At 71.6% G+C, this 20,562-nt stretch carries 18 protein-coding genes; 10 read left to right on the plus strand and 8 right to left on the minus strand.

Annotated features, from left to right (window positions below):
* Positions 1-188: 188 nt before the first annotated feature.
* The 5 genes from GIS00_RS01765 to GIS00_RS01785 form a co-directional block, all read right to left on the minus strand.
* Positions 189-2,003 (minus strand): AMP-dependent synthetase/ligase, encoded by a 1,815-nt coding sequence (locus GIS00_RS01765; protein ID WP_154766696.1) that lies wholly within the window; start codon positions 2,001-2,003, stop codon positions 189-191.
* Positions 2,004-2,118: 115 nt separating this feature from the next.
* Complete coding sequence (locus GIS00_RS01770; RefSeq protein ID WP_154766697.1) at positions 2,119-3,135, minus strand: LLM class flavin-dependent oxidoreductase; 1,017 nt, start codon at positions 3,133-3,135, stop codon at positions 2,119-2,121.
* Positions 3,132-4,100: a transglutaminase family protein gene (locus GIS00_RS01775; RefSeq protein ID WP_230312717.1), complete on the minus strand. Its 969-nt coding sequence runs from the start codon at positions 4,098-4,100 to the stop codon at positions 3,132-3,134. The genes GIS00_RS01770 and GIS00_RS01775 overlap by 4 nt, the downstream gene beginning before the upstream one ends.
* A 52-nt stretch (positions 4,101-4,152) precedes the next feature.
* Positions 4,153-5,127, minus strand: coding sequence for an alpha-E domain-containing protein (locus GIS00_RS01780; protein ID WP_154766698.1), 975 nt, complete (start codon positions 5,125-5,127; stop codon positions 4,153-4,155).
* A complete protein-coding gene (locus GIS00_RS01785; protein WP_154766699.1) occupies positions 5,121-6,761 on the minus strand; it encodes a circularly permuted type 2 ATP-grasp protein in 1,641 nt (546 codons plus the stop codon). The genes GIS00_RS01780 and GIS00_RS01785 overlap by 7 nt, the downstream gene beginning before the upstream one ends.
* Positions 6,762-6,988: 227 nt before the next feature.
* Here GIS00_RS01785 and GIS00_RS01790 point away from each other — a divergent pair, with 227 nt between their 5' ends.
* Together GIS00_RS01790 and GIS00_RS01795 are read left to right on the plus strand one after the other, a co-directional pair.
* On the plus strand, positions 6,989-7,936 hold the full coding sequence (locus GIS00_RS01790; protein WP_322097345.1) for a cation diffusion facilitator family transporter: 948 nt from the start codon (positions 6,989-6,991) through the stop codon (positions 7,934-7,936).
* 112 nt (positions 7,937-8,048) lie between these two features.
* Positions 8,049-8,540: an SRPBCC family protein gene (locus GIS00_RS01795; protein ID WP_196073073.1), complete on the plus strand. Its 492-nt coding sequence runs from the start codon at positions 8,049-8,051 to the stop codon at positions 8,538-8,540.
* A 3-nt stretch (positions 8,541-8,543) separates the two neighbouring features.
* Here GIS00_RS01795 and GIS00_RS01800 read toward each other — a convergent pair whose 3' ends face one another.
* Positions 8,544-9,863, minus strand: a complete 1,320-nt coding sequence (locus GIS00_RS01800) for an MATE family efflux transporter (protein ID WP_322097346.1) — start codon at positions 9,861-9,863, stop codon at positions 8,544-8,546.
* A gap of 74 nt (positions 9,864-9,937) precedes the next feature.
* On the opposite strand from GIS00_RS01800, the gene GIS00_RS01805 reads away from it, so the two are divergent.
* Together GIS00_RS01805 and GIS00_RS01810 are read left to right on the plus strand one after the other, a co-directional pair.
* A complete protein-coding gene (locus GIS00_RS01805) occupies positions 9,938-10,270 on the plus strand; it encodes a thiamine-binding protein (RefSeq protein WP_154766702.1) in 333 nt (110 codons plus the stop codon).
* A 430-nt stretch (positions 10,271-10,700) separates the two neighbouring features.
* Entirely contained in the window at positions 10,701-11,195 is a 495-nt protein-coding gene (locus GIS00_RS01810) for a MarR family winged helix-turn-helix transcriptional regulator (protein WP_322097347.1), read from the plus strand.
* Between the two features lie 233 nt (positions 11,196-11,428).
* Here the strand turns inward: GIS00_RS01810 and GIS00_RS01815 are convergent, their stop codons facing one another.
* Positions 11,429-12,052 (minus strand): superoxide dismutase, encoded by a 624-nt coding sequence (locus GIS00_RS01815; protein WP_154766703.1) that lies wholly within the window; start codon positions 12,050-12,052, stop codon positions 11,429-11,431.
* Between the two features lie 262 nt (positions 12,053-12,314).
* Positions 12,315-14,090: a dolichyl-phosphate-mannose--protein mannosyltransferase gene (locus tag GIS00_RS01820; RefSeq protein WP_154766704.1), complete on the minus strand. Its 1,776-nt coding sequence runs from the start codon at positions 14,088-14,090 to the stop codon at positions 12,315-12,317.
* A 54-nt stretch (positions 14,091-14,144) separates the two neighbouring features.
* On the opposite strand from GIS00_RS01820, the gene rsmI reads away from it, so the two are divergent.
* From rsmI to GIS00_RS01850, 6 genes are all read left to right on the plus strand, one after another.
* Entirely contained in the window at positions 14,145-15,026 is an 882-nt protein-coding gene (gene rsmI, locus GIS00_RS01825) for a 16S rRNA (cytidine(1402)-2'-O)-methyltransferase (RefSeq protein ID WP_322097348.1), read from the plus strand.
* Positions 15,027-15,248: 222 nt separating this feature from the next.
* Complete coding sequence (locus tag GIS00_RS01830) at positions 15,249-15,716, plus strand: GatB/YqeY domain-containing protein (RefSeq protein ID WP_154766705.1); 468 nt, start codon at positions 15,249-15,251, stop codon at positions 15,714-15,716.
* A gap of 20 nt (positions 15,717-15,736) precedes the next feature.
* Positions 15,737-16,423 (plus strand): class I SAM-dependent DNA methyltransferase, encoded by a 687-nt coding sequence (locus tag GIS00_RS01835; RefSeq protein ID WP_154766706.1) that lies wholly within the window; start codon positions 15,737-15,739, stop codon positions 16,421-16,423.
* Between the two features lie 82 nt (positions 16,424-16,505).
* Complete coding sequence (locus GIS00_RS01840) at positions 16,506-17,747, plus strand: hypothetical protein (RefSeq protein ID WP_154766707.1); 1,242 nt, start codon at positions 16,506-16,508, stop codon at positions 17,745-17,747.
* A 110-nt stretch (positions 17,748-17,857) separates the two neighbouring features.
* Positions 17,858-19,306 carry an NADP-dependent phosphogluconate dehydrogenase gene (gndA, locus tag GIS00_RS01845; RefSeq protein ID WP_154766708.1) on the plus strand — a complete coding sequence of 483 codons (1,449 nt, stop codon included), beginning with the start codon at positions 17,858-17,860 and terminating at the stop codon, positions 19,304-19,306.
* A gap of 51 nt (positions 19,307-19,357) precedes the next feature.
* A complete protein-coding gene (locus GIS00_RS01850) occupies positions 19,358-20,524 on the plus strand; it encodes a sensor histidine kinase (protein WP_154766709.1) in 1,167 nt (388 codons plus the stop codon).
* Positions 20,525-20,562 lie beyond the last annotated feature (38 nt).

A 20,562-nucleotide genomic window follows, 5' to 3' on the forward strand; every position in this document is an offset into this window, starting at 1 on the left:
CCACCCCTCCCACCCGTGCCGCGGCCCCGCGCCGCACGCCCCCTGCACCGGCCCCCGCCGGTGGATGATCACGCTAGCCAAGCCGCGAGCGACCGCCGGGAGTTGTGCACACAGCGCAGGTCACAGGGGCCCGGAACGACAGATGCTCCACGCCACAGGTGGCGGGGAGCATCCGGGAGTTCGGGGGATCAGTCCTTGGGGTAGAGCCCGTCGAGCACGTCCATGTACTGCTTCTCGACCGTCTTGCGGCGCACCTTGAGCGACGGGGTCAGCTCGCCGTCCTCGATGGTGAGGTCGCGGGGGAGGACGGCGAACTTCTTCACCGTCTCCCAGCGGTCCAGCTTCGAGTTGAGCTCGTCGATGCCGCCCTGTACCAGGGCGGTCACCTTCGGGTCGGCGGCGAGCTCGGCGGGCGACCTGCCGGCCAGGCCGTTCCGCTCCGCCCACCCCTTGATCGCATCCGGGTCCAGGGTGATCAGGGCACTGACGAACTTGCGGCCGTCGCCGTGCACGATGATCTGCGAGGAGTACGGGAACACGGCCTTGAAGATGCCCTCGACCTTCTGCGGCGCCACGTACTTGCCGCCGGAGGTCTTGATGAGGTCCTTCTTGCGGTCGGTGACCCGGAGGTAGCCGTCGACCAGCTCGCCGATGTCGCCGGTGTGCAGCCAGCCGTCGGCGGACAGCACCTCCTCGCTGGCCTGCTGCAGGTTGTGATAACCGCGCATGACACCGCCGCCACGGATGAGGATCTCGCCGTCGGCGGCGATGATGAACTCGGTGCCGGGCAACGGCGGGCCGACCGTGCCGATCCGGACGTCCTGCGGCAGGTTCACCGCGCAGGCGGCGGAGGTCTCGGTCAGCCCGTAGCCCTCCAGGATCACCATGCCGGCGCCGTCGAACCACTCGGCGACCTCGCGGGCCAGCGGGGCGGATCCGGAGACGAAGAACTTGATGCGGCCGCCCATCGCGGCGCGGATCTTGGTGAAGACCAGCTTGTCGGCCAGCCGCAGTTTGAACCCGAGGGCGCCGCCGACCTCCTTGCCCTGCTGCCGGACCTTCGACGCCGCCAGGCCGACGCCGACCGCCCAGTCGAAGATCTTGGCCTTGAGGCCGCCCTCGCCCTGGGTGCGCAGGGTGACGCCGGACTTCACCTTCTCGAAGATGCGCGGGGCGCCGGCCATGAACGTCGGCTTCACCTTCGCCAGGTTCTCCACGATCGTTGTCAGGTCGCCGTGAACCGCTGTGCAGAAACCGATCTCGAGCTGCATGCCGATCAGCATCTTGCCGAAGACGTGCGAGAGCGGCAGCCACAGGTACTGCAGGTCGTCCTCCTGCAGGATGCCGAGCTTGGAGACGGCGCTGCCCTCGTAGCTCCAGTTGGCGTGCACCAGCCGCACGCCCTTCGGCCGGCCGGTGGTGCCGGAGGTGTAGATGAGGGTGGCCAGGCTCTCCGGCCCGACGGTGCCGATGCGGTCGGTGACGGTCGCCTTGTCCTTGGCCAGCCGGGCCTTGCCGCGGGCGACCAGGTCGGCCCAGGCCAACACCTCGACTCCGGAGTCGCCGCCGAGCGAGGCCGCCTCGCCGGTCATCGAGACCACTGCGCGCAATCCGGGAAGGCTGCCGGAGAGCACCTTCTCGACCTGGGCGGCGTCCTCGGCGATGACCACCACCGACTCCGAGTCGGCCAGGATGTAGTTGACCTCCTCGGCCTCGGTGGAGGGGTAGACCGTGGTGGTCGCCGCGCCGGCGCACATGATCGCCAGGTCCGCGAGGATCCACTCGATCCGGGTGGACGAGGCGATCGCCACCCGCTCCTCGGACTGCACGCCGAGATCGACCAGCCCGGCGGCGAGTTCCCAGACCTTGTCCCGGGTCTGGGCCCAGGACAGGCCCTTCCACTCCTCGCCGTCCAGGTACTTGAAGGCAGCGCCGTTGGGCGTGGCCTCGACCCGATCGACGAACTGCTGCGCGAACGACACGCCGCCGGTCGTGGTGGGCATCCTCGTCCTCCTCGACGTCGCGGTGGGGCTGCTCCCACCTGCTCTCCTGCTACGACCCTACGTGGTCGCGGCGGATCCGACACGCCCGGAGCAGGCCTCGAGCCGGCCCGCGGCCTCAGATCCGGAGCTGCGGGGCGACCTCGGCGGCGAAGCGGGCGGTGGTCGCCGCGACGAGATCCGCGGGTGCGTCCCGGGATCCGGCGACCATGACGATGCGGTCCAGGCCGAGGTCGAGCAGCGAGCACAGCCGGGACGCGCACACCTCCGGCGGCCCGACCACGGCGAAGCGACCGACGAAGTCGTCGTCGAGCACCGCGACGTGGCCGGCATCGCCCAGGCCGTGCCGTGCCTCGTCGTACTGAACACCGACCGACCGGACGACCGCGGCGTCGGCCTCGGTGAAGTCGGCCGGCGCCGGATGCATCGACGAGAAGTGCACGAAGATCGCGGTGCTGCCGCGGACCAGGTCGCAGGCCACGTGCACGTCGTCGTGCACCGCGATGTTCAGGTACGCACCGATCCGCAGGTCCGCCGGATCCATGCCGGCGGCCGTCCGGGCCTGCCGCGCGGTGGCCACGGCCGTGGCAATCCGCTGCTCGTCGGCGCCGACGGTCAGCATGACGCGGTCGGCGTGCACCGCGGCGTCCGCGACCGTGCGCGGCCCGGTGGCGGCGACCTCGACCGGGACCGGTGGGCACCGGCCGTCGGCAACGGCATCGGCGATCCAGCCGATCCGCCCCTCACCGGTGCCGTCACCACGCAGGAAACCGCTTGCTGCGACGACGAACTCGCGCAGCTGACGGGCACCTGGCGCCGCCAGCCCGGCCTGGGCCAGTGCCGAGTCACCGCGGCCGATGCCGAGCACCATCCGGCCGCCGGACTCCAGCTGCAGGGTGGCCGCCGCGGCGGCGGCCACGGCGGGATGTCGGGTGACCGGGTTGATCACCCCGGTGCCGAGACCGAGCGTGCTCGTCCGACCGGCCAGCACGGCGAGTTCGACGAACGGATCGGCGACCAGGTGCTGGCTGTCGGCGAGCAGCATGCCGTCGAAGCCGAGGTCCTCGGCGACGGCCCCGGCGTCCGCGGTCCGGCCCGGGACCGGGAACCCGTGCAGCCAGACCTGACCGGTCACCGCAGCCGGGTGACCCGCACGGTGACCGTGTTCCCGGTGGCATCAGGTCCGGCGTAGACGCCCTTGACCGGCGGGACGTCGGTGTAGTCGCGGCCACGGCCGACGACCACGTGGGCCAGTCCGGGAGGGGCACCGTTGGTCGGGTCGAAAGCGTTCCAGGCCCCGTCCCACCACTCGACCCAGGCGTGCGACTGGCCGACGACCGCGCGGCCGATCTCCGACTCGGGCGCCGGGTGCAGATACCCGGAGACGTACCGGGCCGGGATGCCGGTGGCCCGGATCAGTGCGCAGACAAGGTGGGAGAAGTCCTGGCAGACACCGCGTTTCTCCTCCCAGGCCTCGACCGCGGAGGTGTGCACGCCGGTGGCGCCCTGTTCGTAGCGGACCACCCGGCGGACCAGGTCGCAGGCCGCGCGCGCCGCATCGGCCGGCGTCGCCGCCTCCTCGCGGATCTTCTCGGCGCGCCCGGCCAGCTCGTCCGACAGCTCGGTGAGAGCGGTGGGGGTGAGGAACTCCTCGAACCGGTCGTTCGCGTCGCTCGCGGACAGCTCCTCCCACGAGAGCGGTTGGCGTGCAGGATCTTCCGGCGGTGTGAAGGTCTCGACGGTGGAGGTCGAGGTGATCGTCAGGTGCCGGTGCGGCCGGTGCAGGTCGAACGCGGCGACCCGGGTGCCGTAGTAGTCGGCGTACGCGGTCACACCCTCGAACGGATCGATCTCCATCCGGGAGGACAGCACCGACTGGCCCGGCTCCTCCAGCGGTTGCATGCGCACCTCATTGTAGGAGGTGGTGACCGTGTCCGGGTAGGTGAGTTCGGTCCGGTGGACGATCATCAGTCGCCACATCTCGGTCGGGTACCACAGGCCCTGCGTCTGGGTCTGGGTGTGCGCCTGGGTCTGCTGCTGAGTGGCGTACAGCGGGGTCGCGTATTCAGCCGTGAAGTCAGGCATCTCGGACGAGGTCATCGGTGGGTGCTCCGGTTCGGCCGGGGGCGAGCGGTGGGCATCGGTGCGCGGCTCATCCGACGACCGCCGGGATGTCCGTCGCACCGATGTTCGCCCAGGTGACGTCGTCCCCGCGGCGGAAGAACGAGGTGGTGACGGCATTGTGCGCACTGGCCACGGTGCGCTGCAGCGAGGACAGCAGCGACTGCAGTTCGGTGGTCAGCTCGGTGCCGGTGCGGTAGTCCAGTCCGGTCCGGGTGCGGCCGACAATGCGTCGCGCGCTGGACGGGTCGCGGCGCGGGTCCCGTTGCTGCGCACCGACTCCCGACTCCAGCTCGGCCAGCGACGACTCGGCGGCGGTCAGGGCCCGCAGCACCGACCGCGGGAAACGCCGGTCCAGCAGCACGAACTCGATCGCCGTGCGCGGCCCCACGGACCCGCCGTGGTCGCGGACGTAGGGCTCCCAGCCGCCGCACGCCGACACCAGCGCCCGCCACGGCGGCACCGAGCCGGTCTGCGAGTCGGCGGCGGCCAGCAGCCGGATGGTCATGTCCGCCCGCTCCAGGGCGCGGCCGACGGCGAGGAAGTGCCAGCCCTCGTCGTGGCTCATCACCTCGTCGACCAGACCGGCGGCGATCGCACACCTTTCGCCGACCCAGCGCAGGTAGGTGTGCGGGCCGCCGCCGGTGGCGGTGCGGCCGCGCAGTCCGTGCCAGGTGACGTTGAGGCACTCCCACACGGACAGCGGCAGCGTGTCGCGGACGCCGCGGGCGTTGTCCCGCGCCGCGATCAGCGCACCGGACACCGACGACGCCTTCTCGGTGTCGAACACCAGGGTCCGCACCAGGCGGCCGGAGTCGGCGCCCTCCAGATCGGCGTCGCCGGTCAGCCCCATCGAGTCGACCAGCGACCGGATCACCTGGTGGTCGGTCTGCCAGGAACCGGTGGGCAGCAGGTGCAGGTAGGTGTCCAGGATCCGCGCGGTGCAATCCGCCCGCTCGACGTGCCGGCCCAGCCAGTACAGCGATTCCGCGATCCGGCTCAGCACGTCGTGGTCCCCCTGGAATCGGTACCGGCCTGCTGCTGCTGGCCCTGCTGGCCGCGCAGCGGTTGCTGCTCGAAGGTCGGTGTGATCGGTGGTTCGAAGAAGAACCCGCCGGTCAGTTCGGAACTGGTCTGCTGACCCACCGGCACCCCGGACTCGGTCCACGGCAGTTCCTCGACCTCGGGCGCCGGGACGTGGTAGTCGCCGGCGTCGGCCAGCACCCAGGTGTCCTTGGACCCGCCGCCCTGCGAGGAGTTGACCACCAACTCGCCCTCGGGCAGCGCCACCCGGGTCAGCCCGCCGGGCAGCACCCACACGTCGTTGCCGTTGTTCACCGCGAACGGGCGCAGGTCGACGTGCCGCGGCCGCATCTTGTCGCCGATCAGCGTCGGCACGGTGGACAGCGCGATCTCGCGCTGGGCGATGAACCCGCGCGGGTTCTCCAGGATCGCCTCGCGGGCCTTGGCCAGAGTGGCGGAGTCGGCGCGGGAACCGATCACGATGCCCTTGCCGCCGGAGCCGTCGACCGGCTTCACCACCAGCTCGGTGAGGTGTTCGAGCGCGTACTCGCGGTGGTCGGGCACCTCCATCCGGTAGGTGTCCACGTTCGGCAGGATCGGGTCCTCGCCGAGGTAGTACCTGATGATGTCCGGGACGTAGGTGTAGACGAGCTTGTCGTCGGCGATGCCGTTGCCCACCGCGTTCGCGATGGTCAGGTTGCCGGCCCGGGCGCAGTTGACCAGGCCCGGCGAACCCAGCAACGAGTCCAGCCGGAACTGCAGCGGGTCGAGGAACTCGTCGTCCACCCGGCGGTAGATGACGTGGACCGGCATCTCGCCGGCGGTGGTCCGCACGTAGACCCGGTTGTTGCGGCAGATCAGGTCCCGGCCCTCGACCAGCTCGACGCCCATCTCCCGGGCGAGCAGCGTGTGCTCGAAGTACGCCGAGTTGTAGACACCCGGGGTGAGCACCACGACCGTCGGGTCGCTGACGTTCGGCGGCGCCACCGCGCGCAGCGCCGCCAGCAGCCGCGCCGGGTACTCGGCGACCGGCCGCACGTCCTGGTCGGCACCGGCCTCGCCCAGCACCTGGGCGACCGCCTGCCGGTTCTCCAGCACGTAGGACACGCCGGACGGCACCCGGACGTTGTCCTCCAGCACCCGGAAGGTGCCCTTCTCATCGCGGATCAGGTCGACGCCGGAGATCACGATGCGGGCGCCGTCCTGCGTGGACATCCCGGCGACCTGCCGGTGGAAGTGCGGGGAGGTGGTGACCAGCCGGCGCGGCACCACCCCGTCGTCGAAGATCCGGCCGGGCCCGTAGCAGTCGGCCAGGAACATCTCGAGCGCCTTGACCCGCTGCGGCACCCCCTGCTGCACCGTCTGCCACTCGGCGGAGGTGACGATCCGCGGGATCAGGTCCAGCGGGAACGGGCGCTCGACACCACCCAGTGCGAAGGTGATGCCCTGGTCCAGGAACGTCCGGCCCATGATGTCGGCGCGGGCCTTCAGATCGGCCGCGGTGAGCTGCTGCAGCGTTCCGTAGACCGACTCGTAGGCCGTCCTGATCTCACCCGGGCCGGCGAACATCTCGTCGAAGGCCCGGCCGAACGGGTATTCCGCGAAGAGGTCGGCCATGGCCGGAACGCTAGGTTCGGCGTGTTGCACGGTCATGACACTGCATTGTGGACCTGTTACGTGCATGTGTCCTGGGCGGGTGGGCGGACTAGTCCGCGATTCACATGATCATCTTCGGTGCGCGTCGATGATCATGGCCGGCGGCCGGCCCCGCCCCGCACCCCCGGTCGTCGCCCCGTTGTGCGACGATGCGCCCCACGTCGGAGCGGTCGGAAGGGGAGGTGCACGTGAGCACCGAGGGCGGCACGAAGGCGATCATCGCGGCGTTGTTCGCGAACCTGGGCATCGCCGTCACGAAGTTCATCGCGTTCCTGGTGTCCGGCTCCTCGTCGATGCTGGCGGAGTCGGTGCACTCGCTGGCGGACTCCGGGAACCAGGTGCTGCTGCTGGTGGGCGGCCGGCGCGCCAAGCGGGCGCCCACCCCGGACCATCCGTTCGGCTTCGGGCGCGAGCGGTACGTCTACGCGTTCATGGTCGCGATCATCCTGTTCTCGGTCGGCGGCGTGTTCTCGATCTACGAGGGCGTGCACAAGCTCGAGCACCCGGAACCCATCGAGCAGGCCTGGTTGCCGCTGACCGTGCTGGCGATCGCCATCGTGCTGGAGAGCTTCTCGCTGCGGACCGCGCTGCGGGAGTCGGCGCCGCTGCGCAAGGGCATCACGCTCTGGCAGTTCGTCCGCCGCGCCAAGTCGCCGGAGCTGCCGGTGGTGCTGCTGGAGGACATCGCGGCGCTGGTCGGCCTGGTGCTCGCCTTCGTCGGGGTCGGTGTCGCGGTGCTCTCCGGCGACGGGATCTGGGACGGCATCGGCACTGTCGCGATCGGTGTGCTGCTGGTGCTGGTGGCGATCGTGCTCGGCATCGAGGTGAAGAGCCTGCTGATCGGCGAGGGCGCGAGCCCGGAGGACTCCGAGCGGATCCGCGCCGCGGTGGAGGCCGGCGACGACGTCGAGCGGATCATCCACATGAAGAGCCTCTACCTGGGCCCCGACGAACTGCTGGTCGGGATGAAGGTCGCCGTGCCCGCGTCGGACACCGCTGCCGAGATCGCCGCCGCCATCGACGCGATCGAGGCCCGTGTCCGCGCCGCGGTGCCGGTGGCGCGCGTCCTGTACATCGAGCCGGATCTGCTCCGGGACCGTGCGCCGGCCGCTCCGGCCCCCGAGACGCCGCACTGATCCGGACGTTTCACCCGTTCGGCGTGGTTCCGAGCTGTCGAGAGCTGTCCGCGGCTGCGTCATGGGTGCGAGCGGGCGGTCGCCGATCGCCTCCGGTCCCCCAGGAGCGCCCATGAACAGCACCCCGATCCACGTGTCCGTCTCGGTCGAGAGCGACATCGATCCGGTCACCCTCTACGACCTGGTCAGCGACATCACCACCGTCGGCGACCGCAGTCCGGAAACGGTCTCGGCCCGGTGGACCGGCGAGCTGCGGGAACCGGTCGTCGGTGCGCGGTTCAAGGGCAGCAACCGCCTCGGGATGTTGCGCTGGTCGACCCGCGCCACGGTCACCGCCGCCGACCGCGGGTCCCGATTCGCCTTCCGGGTGGCCGGCACCGGCGGCCCGCTGTGGACCTACACCTTCTCGCCGCGGCCGGACGGTGCGCACGGATGTGTGGTCACCGAGTCGGTGGAGCAGTTCGAACCGTCACCGGGCATCCAGCAATGGCTGCGGCGGCGGGCCGGGGTCACCGACCGGGCCGCGCACCTGGCCGCCGGCATGCGGACCACGCTGGACCGGCTGTGCGCGGCCGCGTCTCCGGTTGTCAGCGGGAAGAGTTGACGGTCAACGGGTCTCGCCGAGGACCAGCCAACGCCCGGACCGGACCCGGAGCGCCATACCGATGAACCGGATCACGATGAAAGTTGCCAGGCCGGCCCACACCCCGGCGATGCCCCAGCCGAACACCAACGACAGCACGGCGATCGGCACGTAGCCGCCGAAGGCGCCGATCAGCGTGATGGTGCGCAGGAACGTGTGGTCGCCGGAGCCGAACAGCACCCCGTCCAGCGCGAACAGCACCCCGCCGATCGGCGCCATGGCGACCAGGAACGGCCACAGCAGATGGGCCTGCTGCCAGACGTCGGGATCATTGGTGAAGATCCGCGGGACCAGGTACCAACCGGCGGCGAGCAGGCCGCCGAACACCAGGCCGGCCACCAGACCCAGCCGGGTCACCCGCCAGGCCGTCGACCGGGCCGTCGCCTCGTCGTTGCCGCCCAGCGCGGCACCGATCAGTGCCTGCGCGGCGATGGCGAACGAGTCGAGCAGCAGTGCGATGAGATTCCAGAGCTGCATGCCGATCTGATGTGCCGCGAGCTCGGCCGCACCCATCCGGCCGGCGGCACCGGCGGCGGTGAGGTAGGAGGCCTGGAACGCCAGCGCCCGGATCACCAGGTCCCGGCTGATCACCAGCTGCCGGCCCATCACCGACCGGTCCGGCCGCAGCGGTACCTGCTCCCGGCGGATCGCCCGCAGGCACAGCAGCGCGCCGGTCCACTGGGCCAACACGTTCGCGACGGCGGACCCCTCCAGTCCCCAGCCTGCCGTGTAGACGAGCAGCGGCGACGCGGCTGCGGACAGCACGTTGGCGATGGTGACGATCACGACCGGGGTCCGGGTGTCCTGCACACCGCGCATCCAGCCGTTGCCGGCCAGCACCAGCAGGATGCCCGGCAGCCCGAGGATCGCGATGCGCAGCCAGGACTCGGCGGCCTGCGCCACCGGACCGTCGGACCCGACGATCACCCGGACCACCGGCCCGGCGACCAGCTGGCCCACGGCGACGGCGGCCAGGCCGATGAGCAGCGCCAGCCAGGACGCCTGCACTCCTTCGCCGACGGCGGCGGCGCGCCGTCCGGCGCCGAAGAACCGGGCCGCGCGCCCGGTGGTGCCGTACTCCAGAGCGGTGCCGACCACGGCCAGCAACGTCATCACCGCGCCCGCGGCGCCCAGACCGGCCAGTGGCACGTCCCCGAGGTGACCGACGACGGCGGTGTCGACCAGCAGGAACAGCGGTTCCGCGGCCAGCACCACGAAGGCGGAGGCGGAGAGCGACAGGATGCGGCGGGTCGGGACGTGCGGCGGTGGGGATGCCTTCGCCACTCCCGCCCCCTCTGCACTCCTGCTCCGGCCGGGCCCCGGCGGGCAGCCGGGACGACCGGCATAGATTCTGGACCATGTTGATCGCGTTCTCCGTCGCCCCGTCCGGAACCGGCGAGCTGTCGCCGGTTGATCCCGCGGGAGGGTCGGGTGACGGCTCGGTGTCCGCGGCCGTCGCGGCGGCCGTGCAGGTGGTCCGGGAGTCCGGGCTGCCGCACCGTACCGACTCGATGTTCACCACCCTCGAGGGCGAGTGGGACGAGTGCATGGCCGTGATCAAGCAGGCCTGCGAGGTGGTCGGGCGCTACGGGTCACGGGTCTCACTGGTGCTGAAGGCCGACATCCGGCCCGGCCGTACCGGGGAGATCGACGGCAAGGTCGCGCGGGTGGAGAGGCTGCTCGGGAGCTGACACCCGGATCGCGCCGGGCTCGGGCCGTTGGAGCGTGCCGGCGCTGTCCGATCGGGTCAGCGCACCGGGTTCACGGAGCGAGCCGGAACGTACGAACGGCCGACCGGTACGGTGCCCGGTCGGCCGTTCTGGCGAGAAACCGCTGCCTGGAAGCGGTTCCGCTGGTCTTGGGGGAGCGGGAGTCCCGCGCTCGTGTGATGAGAGTGCGCCACGGAACACGGTTCCGCACAAGTTTTTGATGTGAGTCGGATGTGAGCGCCACCGGCGCGGACGGCTGGATCGGACACGGTGTGCGGTCCTGCTCCGTTCGGTCCGAAACTGTCGGCGGGCCCGTTGCTCCGTCGGGTCCGCGCGCTGTCGTTCGCCACGCCGACCGCGGCTTCGGCGCACCCGCGGTGCCCCGGTTGCGTGGCCGGGGCAGAATGGTGACGTGGGCGGTACACCGACGGAGGACAGCGTTCCGGGGGACCAGGTCGATCAGGTGATCACTGCGTCCCGGCTGCTGGTCGGCATCGCCGCGCGCTCCATGGCCGCGGTCGAGGACGAGGTGACCGTGACCCAGCTGCGGGCCTTGGTGGTGCTGAGCACCCGTGGCGATCTGGACCTGCGCGGGCTGGCGGACGCGATGGGCGTGCACCCGTCGAACGCGACCCGCCTGTGCGACCGACTGGTCGCGGCCGGCCTGGTCGTCCGCCGCGACAACCAGAACGACAGAAGGCATCTCGTGCTGACGGTGACGTCGCGCGGCCGGGCGGTGGTGGACGCGGTCACCGAGGCGCGGCGGCAGGCCGTCGGCGATGTGCTGGAGCGGTTGGCGCCGGAGCGGCGGGGCGCGGTGGTCGATGCGCTGGCCGAGTTCGCGCGGGCCGGCGGGGAGCCGGCACCGGACGACCTGCGCAAGATGGGCTGGCCGGACCACTCCTGATCGACCCGGTCGGAGATGGACCTGGTCGGCCCGGGCCGTGTGCGTCGTGAAGACCGCCGTGCCGCCCGCAGGTCCCGGACAGATCGGCGCTCCGGGCATGCTGTCGGACCTGCTGTCGGCCCTGACGGATCCGGACACACCGCGAGCCCCGGCCCGGGAACGGGCAGGGGCTCGCGGTGTCCTGCTGAGGTCGGTCGGCCGGGCGAATCGGCCGTCCGTCTCCCGCGTCCGATCTACAGAGTGATCAGACCGGCGGTCTTGGTCTTGGCGGCGTCGAACCGCGCCTGCGCGTCGGCCCAGTTGACGACGTTCCACCAGGCCTTGATGTAGTCGGCCTTGACGTTCTTGTACTGCAGGTAGAACGCGTGCTCCCACACGTCCACCAGGACGATCGGGATCTGCGCCGCGGGGATGTTCCCCTGCTGGTCGTACAGCTGGAAGATGTTCAGCCGCTGGCCCAGGGTGTCCCAGGCCAGGATCGACCAGCCGGAGCCCTGGATCGTGGTGGCGTTGGCGGTGAACTGCTTCTGGAAGGCGTCGAACGAGCCGAAGAACTCGTCGATCGCGGCCGCCAGCTCGCCGGTCGGCTTGTCGCCGCCGTCCGGGGACAGGCTCGGCCACCAGATGGAGTGGTTGATGTGACCACCGAGGTTGAAGGCGAGGGTCTTCTCCATGCCGCCGAGCGGGCCGAAGGCCTCCTTCTCGCGGGCTTCGGCCAGCTGGTCCAGCACCTGGTTGGCCGCGGTCACGTAGGCCTGGTGGTGCTTGGTGTAGTGCAGCTCGGTGATCTCGCCCGAGATGTGCGGCTCCAGGGCCGCGAAATCGTAGGGGAGTTCGGGGAGGGTGTAGACGGCCATGAGGGCTCCTTCGACACGGCAACGTTCGGACGGTGCGGGACGGCCGGGTGGGTACCCCGCCGACCCCGCGGTGGAACTGGGTGCAGCACGTGGGTCGTTCGTCGGGTCCGGCGCCGACCGTGGAAATACCGGCGCAGCACCAACTCACCTGACCCTATACCCGTGTTTCCGGCAGGTATCAGGGGCATGGGAGATGGCTCACCCGTGGAACATCCGGGCCCGTCGGGGTGTTGTTGTGGGGTCCGTCCGAGCGCGGGCGAGCTCAGCCCCAGGGCGGGATGATGGTCCGCGCGGTCAGCTCGGACTGGGTGATCGGGTCGCCGTTGAGGATCGGCAGCATCCACAGGAAGTTCGCCACCACGATGCCGACGTAGAGCGAGACCATGGCGATCAAGAGGTATCTGCGTTCCATCCCGACCTTCGCCCGGCCGAGGATGTCGCCGAGGACCAGGCTGATGCCGATCACCAGGAACGGGGCCAGCGAGGCGGCGTAGAAGAAGTACATCTGCCGGTCCAGGTTGGCGAACCACGGGATGTAACCGGCGCCGTAGCCGACCAGCACGGCGGCGTACCGCCAGTCGGTGCGGCCGATCGCCCGCCACAGCGCCCAGGCCAGCACGAAGAACGCCAGGAACCACATGGCCGGCAGGCTGATGATGAAGATCCGGGCGACGCAGTCGTTGCTGCCGTCGCCGCAGGACATGTTCGACCCGACGTAGGTCAGCACCGGGCGCAGCCCCATCGGCCAGGTCCAGGGCTTGGACTCCCACGGGTGCCGGGACGCGACATCGTCCGGGGTCAGCAGCGTCGAGTGGAAGTCCAGCATGCGCCAGGTCCAGGTCCACAGGGTGTTGTCCCAGAGTCCGGCCAGCCACTTGAAGAACCCGGTGTCCCAGGCGCCGCACGGGTTGCCCTCGGCGGTGCAGATGACGTTCCGCGGGAAGGCCGTCTCGGAGAAGAACCAGGCCCACCAGGAGGCGATGTAGGTACCGATCGGGATGACCGCCAGCGACCACAGCCCGGGGGCCAGGTCACGCCGGACCACCGCCGCGACCGGTCGGCGGACGCCGGCCTCCTTGCGCGCCAGGATGTCCCAGATGATCGTCAGGATGCCGAAGGCGGCGACCCAGTAGATGCCGGAGTACTTGATCCCGGTGGCCAGGCCCAGGCAGATGCCGCAGCCGAACCGCCACCAACGGGCGCCGAGCGCGATGCCGGCCCGCTCGCCGGAGCGGGCCCAGAAGCCCGGCCCCTTGGCCGGTTCGTGCAGGAAACCGCCGAAGGTGGCCGCCTCCAGCCTGGCCCGCACCTGGTCCCGGTCGGCGATCAGGCAGGCGAAGGCGGCGATGACGAACAGCTCCTGGAACACGTCCAGCAGCGCGGCCCGGGCCAGCACGTGGGACAGGCTGTCGCAGATGATCAGTACCCCGGCGATGCCGCCGATCAGGGTGCTGCTGGTCATCCGCCGGACCACGCGGATCACCAGCAGGATGATGATCGTGCCGGCGACCGCGGAGGAGAAGCGCCAGCCGAACGAGTTGTAGCCGAACAGCCACTCGCCGATCGCGATCAGCTGCTTGCCCAGCGGCGGGTGCACGACGACCCCATACGCCTGGTTGTCCTCGACGCCCAGGTTGCGCATCACCTCGGCGGCCTGGACGGCGTAGTACTTCTCGTCGAACAGCGGGGTGCCGACGCCGCCGCTGCTGCCGCCGTCCACCGCGTTGCCCAGGCCGACGAACCGCAGCACGCCGCCGATCAGGGTGAGCAGCCCGGTGACCAGCCAGCCGCGGGCCCGGTCGCTGGGCAGTCCGGTCGGACGACGACGCTCCGGCCGTACCGGGGGCAGGAACGGGGGCACCTCGCCGATCGCCACCACGCCGCGGGCCGGATCCGGCCGGGACTGCCGCAGGTCGTCCTCGTCCAGGCCCAGCACCGTCGGCCGGGCGACCAGGTCGTCGGGCCCGAGCGGGCCGGGTGGGGTGTCGTGTTCCGTGCGGTCGTCGGCAGCGGCGTCAGCGGCCGGCGGGGCGGTCATGCGGACGATCGTAGGGTGAACGGATGATGCGCCGGGTGAAGTGGGTCGACTGAGGTGGATCCGGCCGCCGTCCCTGCCACTGTTCCCGCCGCCGACGCACCGTTCCCCGGCGCCGGGGTGCTGGTGCTGGCCGGCACCCCGCTGGGCAGGGTGTCCGACGCCTCGCCGGGCCTGGCCGCGGTGCTGACCGCCGCGGACGTGATCGCCGCCGAGGACACCCGGCGCTTCCACCGGCTGGTCACCGATCTCGGCGTCACCGTGCGCGGGTCGGTCGTCTCCTACTACGAGGCCGTCGAGCAGAGCCGGATCCCGGCGCTGATCGGCCAGCTGCAGCAGGGGCTGACCGTTGTCCTGGTCACCGACGCCGGCATGCCGTCGGTGTCCGATCCCGGCTACCGGTTGGTCGCGGCGGCCGCGGCCGCCGGGGTGCGGGTGACCTCGGTGCCCGGCCCGTCGGCGGTGCTCACCGCGTTGGCGCTGTCCGGGCTGCCGTCGGACCGCTTCACCTTCGAGGGCTTCCCGCCGCGCAAGCCCGGCGCCCGCCGGTCCGCGCTGCTGGAGCTGGCCGGGGAGCGCCGGACGATGGTGTTCTTCGAGTCCGTGCACCGGCTGGACGAGACGCTGGCCGCCATGGTCGACGTGTTCGGCGCCGACCGGCCGGCAGCGCTGTGCCGGGAGCTGACCAAGACCTACGAGGAGGTCCGCCGCGGCACCCTCGGCGAGATCACCGCCGGCGCCGGTGATGTCCGCGGCGAGGTGACCCTGGTGATCGCCGGAGCGTCCGGTGCCGTCGACCAGGAGGTCACCGACGAGCAACTGGCCGCCGAGGTGGCCGAGCTCGTCGGCGGCGGGGCGTCCCGCAAGGACGCGGTCGGTGAGATCGCCGCCCGCCGCGGCCTGCCGCGCCGCCGGGTGTACGACGCCGCCCACCGCTGACCGCCCCACCTGGCGCGAGGATCTTCATCGCCGACGCGTGTGAAAGTTGCGGGATTGGGACGGGTGGGGCGGTTGTCGCCATTTTCGGACGCGCCTGCGATGAAGATCCTCGCGCCGGGCAGGGGCAGGGCGGCAGGAACGTCGGTGCGCGGACCGGGCCTGCCGGGCTACCGTGCGGAAGCCGACCGGACGGACCGGCCGGGACGACGAGGTGAACCACCGATGAGCACGCTGAAGCAGACGCTGCGGGACGACATGACGACCGCGATGAAGGCCAGGGACACGCTGACCCTGGGCACCCTGCGGATGGCGCTGGCCGCGATCACCACCGAGGAGGTCTCGGGCGACACCGCCCGCGAGCTGTCCGACGCCGACGTGCAAAAGGTGCTCGCCCGCGAGGTGCGCAAGCGCAAGGAGGCCGCGGAGGCTTTCGCCGGCGCCGGCCGCGCCGAGCTCGCCGACAAGGAGAAGGCCGAGTCCGAGGTGCTGCAGGCCTACCTGCCGCAGCAGCTCACCGACGACGAGGTGGCCGCCCTGGTGGCCGAGGCCGTCGCCGAGGTGGCGGAGACCGTCGGCGCCGCACCGACGATGAAGCAGATGGGCCAGGTCGTGAAGCTGGCCCAGGCGAAGGCGGCCGGGCGGGCCGAGGGCGGCCGGATCGCCGGTGCGGTGAAGAAGGCTCTGTCCTGACCGGAGCACCGCTCGACCCGATGCAGGTGCGGGCGCAGTCGGTCCACGACGACGGCACCGAGGACCGGGCGACCCAGCAGGAGCGCACCCGGGTCGCCTACGACACCGTCGCCGAGTCCTACGACGAGTTGCTCCGGGACATGATCGGGACACACCCGCTCGACGACGCCGTGCTCGCCGCGTTCGCGGACCAGGTCCGCGAGCTCGGCGGCCCGGTGCTCGAGGTGGGATGCGGTGGCGGCCGGATCACCGGGCACCTGGCGGCGGCCGGGCTGATGATCTCGGGCAGCGACCTGTCGCCGGGGATGATCGCCGTGGCGCGCCGCCGGTTCCCGGAGGTGTCGTTCGACGTCGCCTCGATGACCGGCGGCCCGCTCGCACCGAACGGTTCGCTGGCCGGGGTGCTGGCCTGGTACTCGGTCATCCACCTGCTGCCGACCGACCGGCCGATCGCGTTCGCCGCGATGCACGCGGCCCTGCGGCCGGGCGGCCGGGCGCTGGTGGCCTTCCAGGTCGGCACCGACCGGCGCCTGCTGCAGCAGGCCTACGGTCACGAGATCGCGCTGGACGTCTGGCGTCTCGACCCGGACCTGATCACCGCCGAACTCGCGGAGGCCGGGTTGCACGTGGACGCCCGGGTAGTGCGCGCCCCGAGCGGACCCGAGAAGGCCGATCAGGCCTTCCTGTTCGCCCGCCGGGACCGGTAGACCGGCCGGACAGCACGGGCCGGTACCGAGATCCCCCGAACGGAGTGCAACCGGATCGGGGGTCCGCTGCGTCCGACACTCCATGAGAGCCATCACCACAGCGCGCCGCCCGCGCACCGCAGCACTGCTCGCCGCTCTGGCCGCGGCGGCCCTGCTCGCCGGTTGTGCCGGCGGAGCGGTGGCCGGATCGCCGACCGGGACCTCCGGCAGCACCGTCCCGACCACGGCAACGTCACAGACTTCCGGGACCACCGGGGCGACGCAGTCGTCGCAGGTCACTCCCGCCCAGGTCCCGGGGTATCCGACACGTCCCGACCGGCCGGTGATCTCGGTCGTTCACACGATGGCCGGCGTCGGCGGAATCAGCGGTGAGCAGCGACTGGTCGTCTACGGCGACGGCACAGTGCTGCGACCGGACGAGGACGGGACCGGTTGGACGGTGGCGGTTCTCGCCCCGGGAGAGCTCGACGCACTGATGATCCGGGCGACGGAGCTCGGGCTGCTCGGGGATCTGGACATGGGCGAGCCGGGGATCACCGACTCCCCGTGGACCACGATGACGATCACCCTGGCCACCCGCGAGATCGAGCACCGCGTCTACGCGCCCGGCTACGAGGAAGGTCTGACCGGGGCGCAGGTCGACCACCGCCGCGCCTTCGGGGCGCTGTCCGCGGAGATCGCCGGACTGGCCGGTGACCGGCTCACCGCACCCGCTGCGCCGTACGAGGTCTCGCGCTACCGACTGATGGCCAGGTACCTGCCGCTGGACGGCGATCCGGTGCCGGAGCAGACCTGGGGTGGTCCGACTTCCCTCCGGGAACTGCTGGGGGACAGCGGGTGTGCTGAACTGGCCGGCCAGGATGCCGCTGCGGCCGCTGTTCTGTTGGCCGGGACCGAGGACGACGTGATGGTCGGTGGCGCCCTGACCGTCGGCGTCTCCACGGGGGTGGCGACCCCGGAGTCCCTGTGGTTGTCCTTCGTGCCGCTGTTGCCCGGCGACGAGGGCTGCCCCTCGACCGGTGCTCCCGCCAGCGAGCTGACCGCGCCCTGGCCGGGGGAGAACCGCCGCCCGGCGACGGCCTGGGAGCAGTGGATCGCCACCCAGTCCGTGCACGAGGCCGGTGCGGACGGCCTGCTCGGCCCGGATGCCTCCAGCGCCGCCGATCTGACCTGGTACGACCTGACCTTCTCGGTGGCCACCGCCGACGGTCGGACCGTCGTCGACGTCACCGCGCAGCACAGGCACTCCGGGTCGGGGGACGACCCGCAGACGTTCGCGGTGCGGGTCGACGCGTCGACCGGGGAGCTGCTGGAGCACCGCTGACCGGTCCCGGGCTGCACGAGCCGAGCACGGTCGGGCAGGATGGACCGGCCGGATCACCGTCCGGCTCAGTCGCGAAGCATCGCAGCCCGGATCGACGAGGAGCACCGCACATGACCGAGAGCCCGAAGGCAGAGATCGGAGTCACCGGTCTGGCGGTGATGGGGTCCAACCTGGCACGCAACTTCGCCCGGAACGGTTTCGTGACCGCGGTGCACAACCGCTCGTACGCCAAGACCCAGGCGCTGCTGGAGGAGCACGGCGGGGACGGCACGTTCGTCGGGTCGGAGTCTGCGGCGGACTTCGTGGCGTCGCTGGCCACGCCGCGCAAGATCATCATCATGGTGAAGGCCGGTGGCCCGACCGATGCGGTGATCGACGAGCTGGCGGAGCTGCTGGAGCCGGGGGACATCCTGGTCGACGGTGGCAACGCGAAGTTCTCCGACACGATCCGCCGGGAGGCGGCCATGCGGGAGAAGGGCATCCACTTCGTGGGATGCGGCATCTCCGGTGGTGAGGAGGGCGCCCTGCTGGGGCCGTCGATCATGCCGGGCGGGTCGAAGCAGTCCTACGAATCGCTGGGCCCGATCCTGGAGAAGATCTCGGCGCACGTGGACGGGGCGCCGTGCTGCACGCACATCGGCACAGACGGTGCCGGGCACTTCGTGAAGATGGTGCACAACGGCATCGAGTACGCCGACATGCAGCTGATCGCGGAGGCCTACGACCTGCTGCGCCGGGGTGCGGGGCTGTCGCCGGCGCAGATCGCGGACATCTTCGCCGAGTGGAACAAGGGCGAGCTGGACTCGTTCCTGATCGAGATCACCGCGCAGGTGCTGGCGCAGGTCGACGCGACCACCGGTGGTCCGTTCGTGGACATCGTCAAGGACGTGGCGGGGATGAAGGGCACCGGGACGTGGACGGTGCAGACCGCGCTGGACCTGGGTGTGCCGGTGTCCGGGATCGCCGAGGCGGTGTTCGCGCGCGGGCTGTCCTCGCAGGGCGAGCAGCGGGCGGCGGCGCAGCAGGTGGGTCTGCCGGGGCCGCAGGAGCAGTGGCCGATCGAGGACCTGGACGTGTTCGTGGCGACGGTGCGGGTGGCGCTGTACGCGTCGAAGATCGTGGCCTACGCGCAGGGGTTGGACGAGATCCAGGCCGGGGCGAAGGAGTACGGCTGGGACATCGATCTCGGTGCGGTGGCGCGGATCTGGCGGGGCGGCTGCATCATCCGGGCGGTGTTCCTCAACCGGATCACCGAGGCCTATGACACCACCGCGGAGAAGCCGTTGTCGCTGCTGTTCGCGCCGTACTTCACCGAGGCGATCGGCGGGGCGCAGGGGCCGTGGCGGGACGTGGTGGCCGGGGCGGCGCGCTACGGCATCCCGACGCCTGGATTCTCCTCGGCGCTGGCCTACTACGACGGGCTGCGGGCCGAGCGGCTGCCGGCGGCGCTGATCCAGGGGCAGCGGGACTTCTTCGGCGCGCACACCTACCAGCGCACCGACAAGGAAGGCACCTACCACGTGCTGTGGTCCGGCGACCGCAGCGAGGTGCAGTCCTGACCCGCTGACACCTGACGGGGCGGAGCCGGCTGCGAGGAGGCGTCCGGGCGGATGACCGGCGTGCTGCTGTGGATCACGGTGGTGCTGGTCGGCGTCGTGGCGTTGCTCGTCGCGGTCCGGCTCCGGTCGCGGGCCACCGCCTCGCCGGACCTGCGGGCCGCGTCCCGGGCGCTGGAACTCGTCGGCTCGGCCGTGCCGCCGCTGCGGCACGGCCTGGACCGGGAGTCGGCTGCGGTGGCCCTGCCGCCGCTGCGCCGGCTGCTGGCCACCGACGGGGTGGCGCTGCTCGGGCCGGACGGCGAGGTGCTCGGTGCGGACGGCCCGGCGGGCCGACACGCCGCCGAGATCACCGGCGCGGCAACGGAAGCCGCGGCCTCCGGGCGACGGAGCGTGGTGCGGCTGGCGCTGTGCGGCAGCACGGACTGCACCGCGGCCCGGGCCCTGCTCCAACCGCTGGTGGTGGCCGGCCGCCCGGCCGGGGTGCTCGCCGTGCTGGCCGGCAGTTCGGTCGGGCCGCACCTGGTGACGGCCACCGACGAGTGTGCCCGGTTCGTCAGCGGCCAGCTGGAGCTGGCCGGCGCCGACTCGGCCCGGGCCGACCTGGCGCGGGCCGAGGCGCGGGCGCTGCGGGCACAGATCTCCCCGCACTTCGTCTACAACTCGCTGGCCACCATCGCCGCCTTCGTCCGCAGCGACCCGGACCGGGCCCGCGACCTGCTGCTCGACTTCGCCGACTACACCCGCTACTCGTTCCGTTCGGCCGGCGACTTCACCACGCTGGCCGACGAACTCGGCAACATCGACCGGTACCTGGCGCTGGAGCGGGCCCGGTTCGGCGACCGGCTGCAGGTGCGGCTGCGCATCTCGCCCGAGGTGCTCGGCGTGGTGATGCCGTTCCTCGCGGTGCAGCCGCTGGTGGAGAACGCCGTCCGGCACGGGCTCGCGGACCGGCCGGACGGCGGCACGGTGACCATCGAGGCGGCCGACGTCGGCGCCGACTGCGTCATCTCCGTCGAGGACGACGGCATCGGGATGGATCCGGCGACGGTCGGGGTGCACGACGCGGGCGAGACCCACGTCGGTCTCGGCAATGTCGACGACCGGCTGCGGGCCGTCTTCGGCGAGGACTACGGGTTGGTGGTGGAGACCGCACCGGGGGCGGGCACCAAGGTGGTACTGCGGGTGCCGAAGTTCGCGCCGGGTGTGCGGGTGGACTGACCCGGCCGGGATCCGGCCGCGCGCCCCGGAACTGTGGG

The organism is Nakamurella alba (genome assembly GCF_009707545.1).
Taxonomy (GTDB): Bacteria; Actinomycetota; Actinomycetes; order Mycobacteriales; family Nakamurellaceae; genus Nakamurella; species Nakamurella alba.

Excerpts from the sequence above, each read along its gene's own strand:
- GIS00_RS01765 (WP_154766696.1), bottom strand. The coding sequence starts at position 2,003 with ATGCCCACCACGACCGGCGGCGTGTCGTTCGCGCAGCAGTTCGTCGAT.
- GIS00_RS01775 (WP_230312717.1), bottom strand. The coding sequence starts at position 4,100 with ATGACCTCGTCCGAGATGCCTGACTTCACGGCTGAATACGCGACCCCG.
- GIS00_RS01785 (WP_154766699.1), bottom strand. The coding sequence starts at position 6,761 with ATGGCCGACCTCTTCGCGGAATACCCGTTCGGCCGGGCCTTCGACGAG.
- GIS00_RS01795 (WP_196073073.1), top strand. The coding sequence starts at position 8,049 with ATGAACAGCACCCCGATCCACGTGTCCGTCTCGGTCGAGAGCGACATC.
- GIS00_RS01805 (WP_154766702.1), top strand. The coding sequence starts at position 9,938 with ATGTTGATCGCGTTCTCCGTCGCCCCGTCCGGAACCGGCGAGCTGTCG.
- GIS00_RS01815 (WP_154766703.1), bottom strand. The coding sequence starts at position 12,052 with ATGGCCGTCTACACCCTCCCCGAACTCCCCTACGATTTCGCGGCCCTG.
- GIS00_RS01820 (WP_154766704.1), bottom strand. The coding sequence starts at position 14,090 with ATGACCGCCCCGCCGGCCGCTGACGCCGCTGCCGACGACCGCACGGAA.
- GIS00_RS01830 (WP_154766705.1), top strand. The coding sequence starts at position 15,249 with ATGAGCACGCTGAAGCAGACGCTGCGGGACGACATGACGACCGCGATG.
- GIS00_RS01835 (WP_154766706.1), top strand. The coding sequence starts at position 15,737 with ATGCAGGTGCGGGCGCAGTCGGTCCACGACGACGGCACCGAGGACCGG.
- GIS00_RS01840 (WP_154766707.1), top strand. The coding sequence starts at position 16,506 with ATGAGAGCCATCACCACAGCGCGCCGCCCGCGCACCGCAGCACTGCTC.
- gndA (WP_154766708.1), top strand. The coding sequence starts at position 17,858 with ATGACCGAGAGCCCGAAGGCAGAGATCGGAGTCACCGGTCTGGCGGTG.
- GIS00_RS01850 (WP_154766709.1), top strand. The coding sequence starts at position 19,358 with ATGACCGGCGTGCTGCTGTGGATCACGGTGGTGCTGGTCGGCGTCGTG.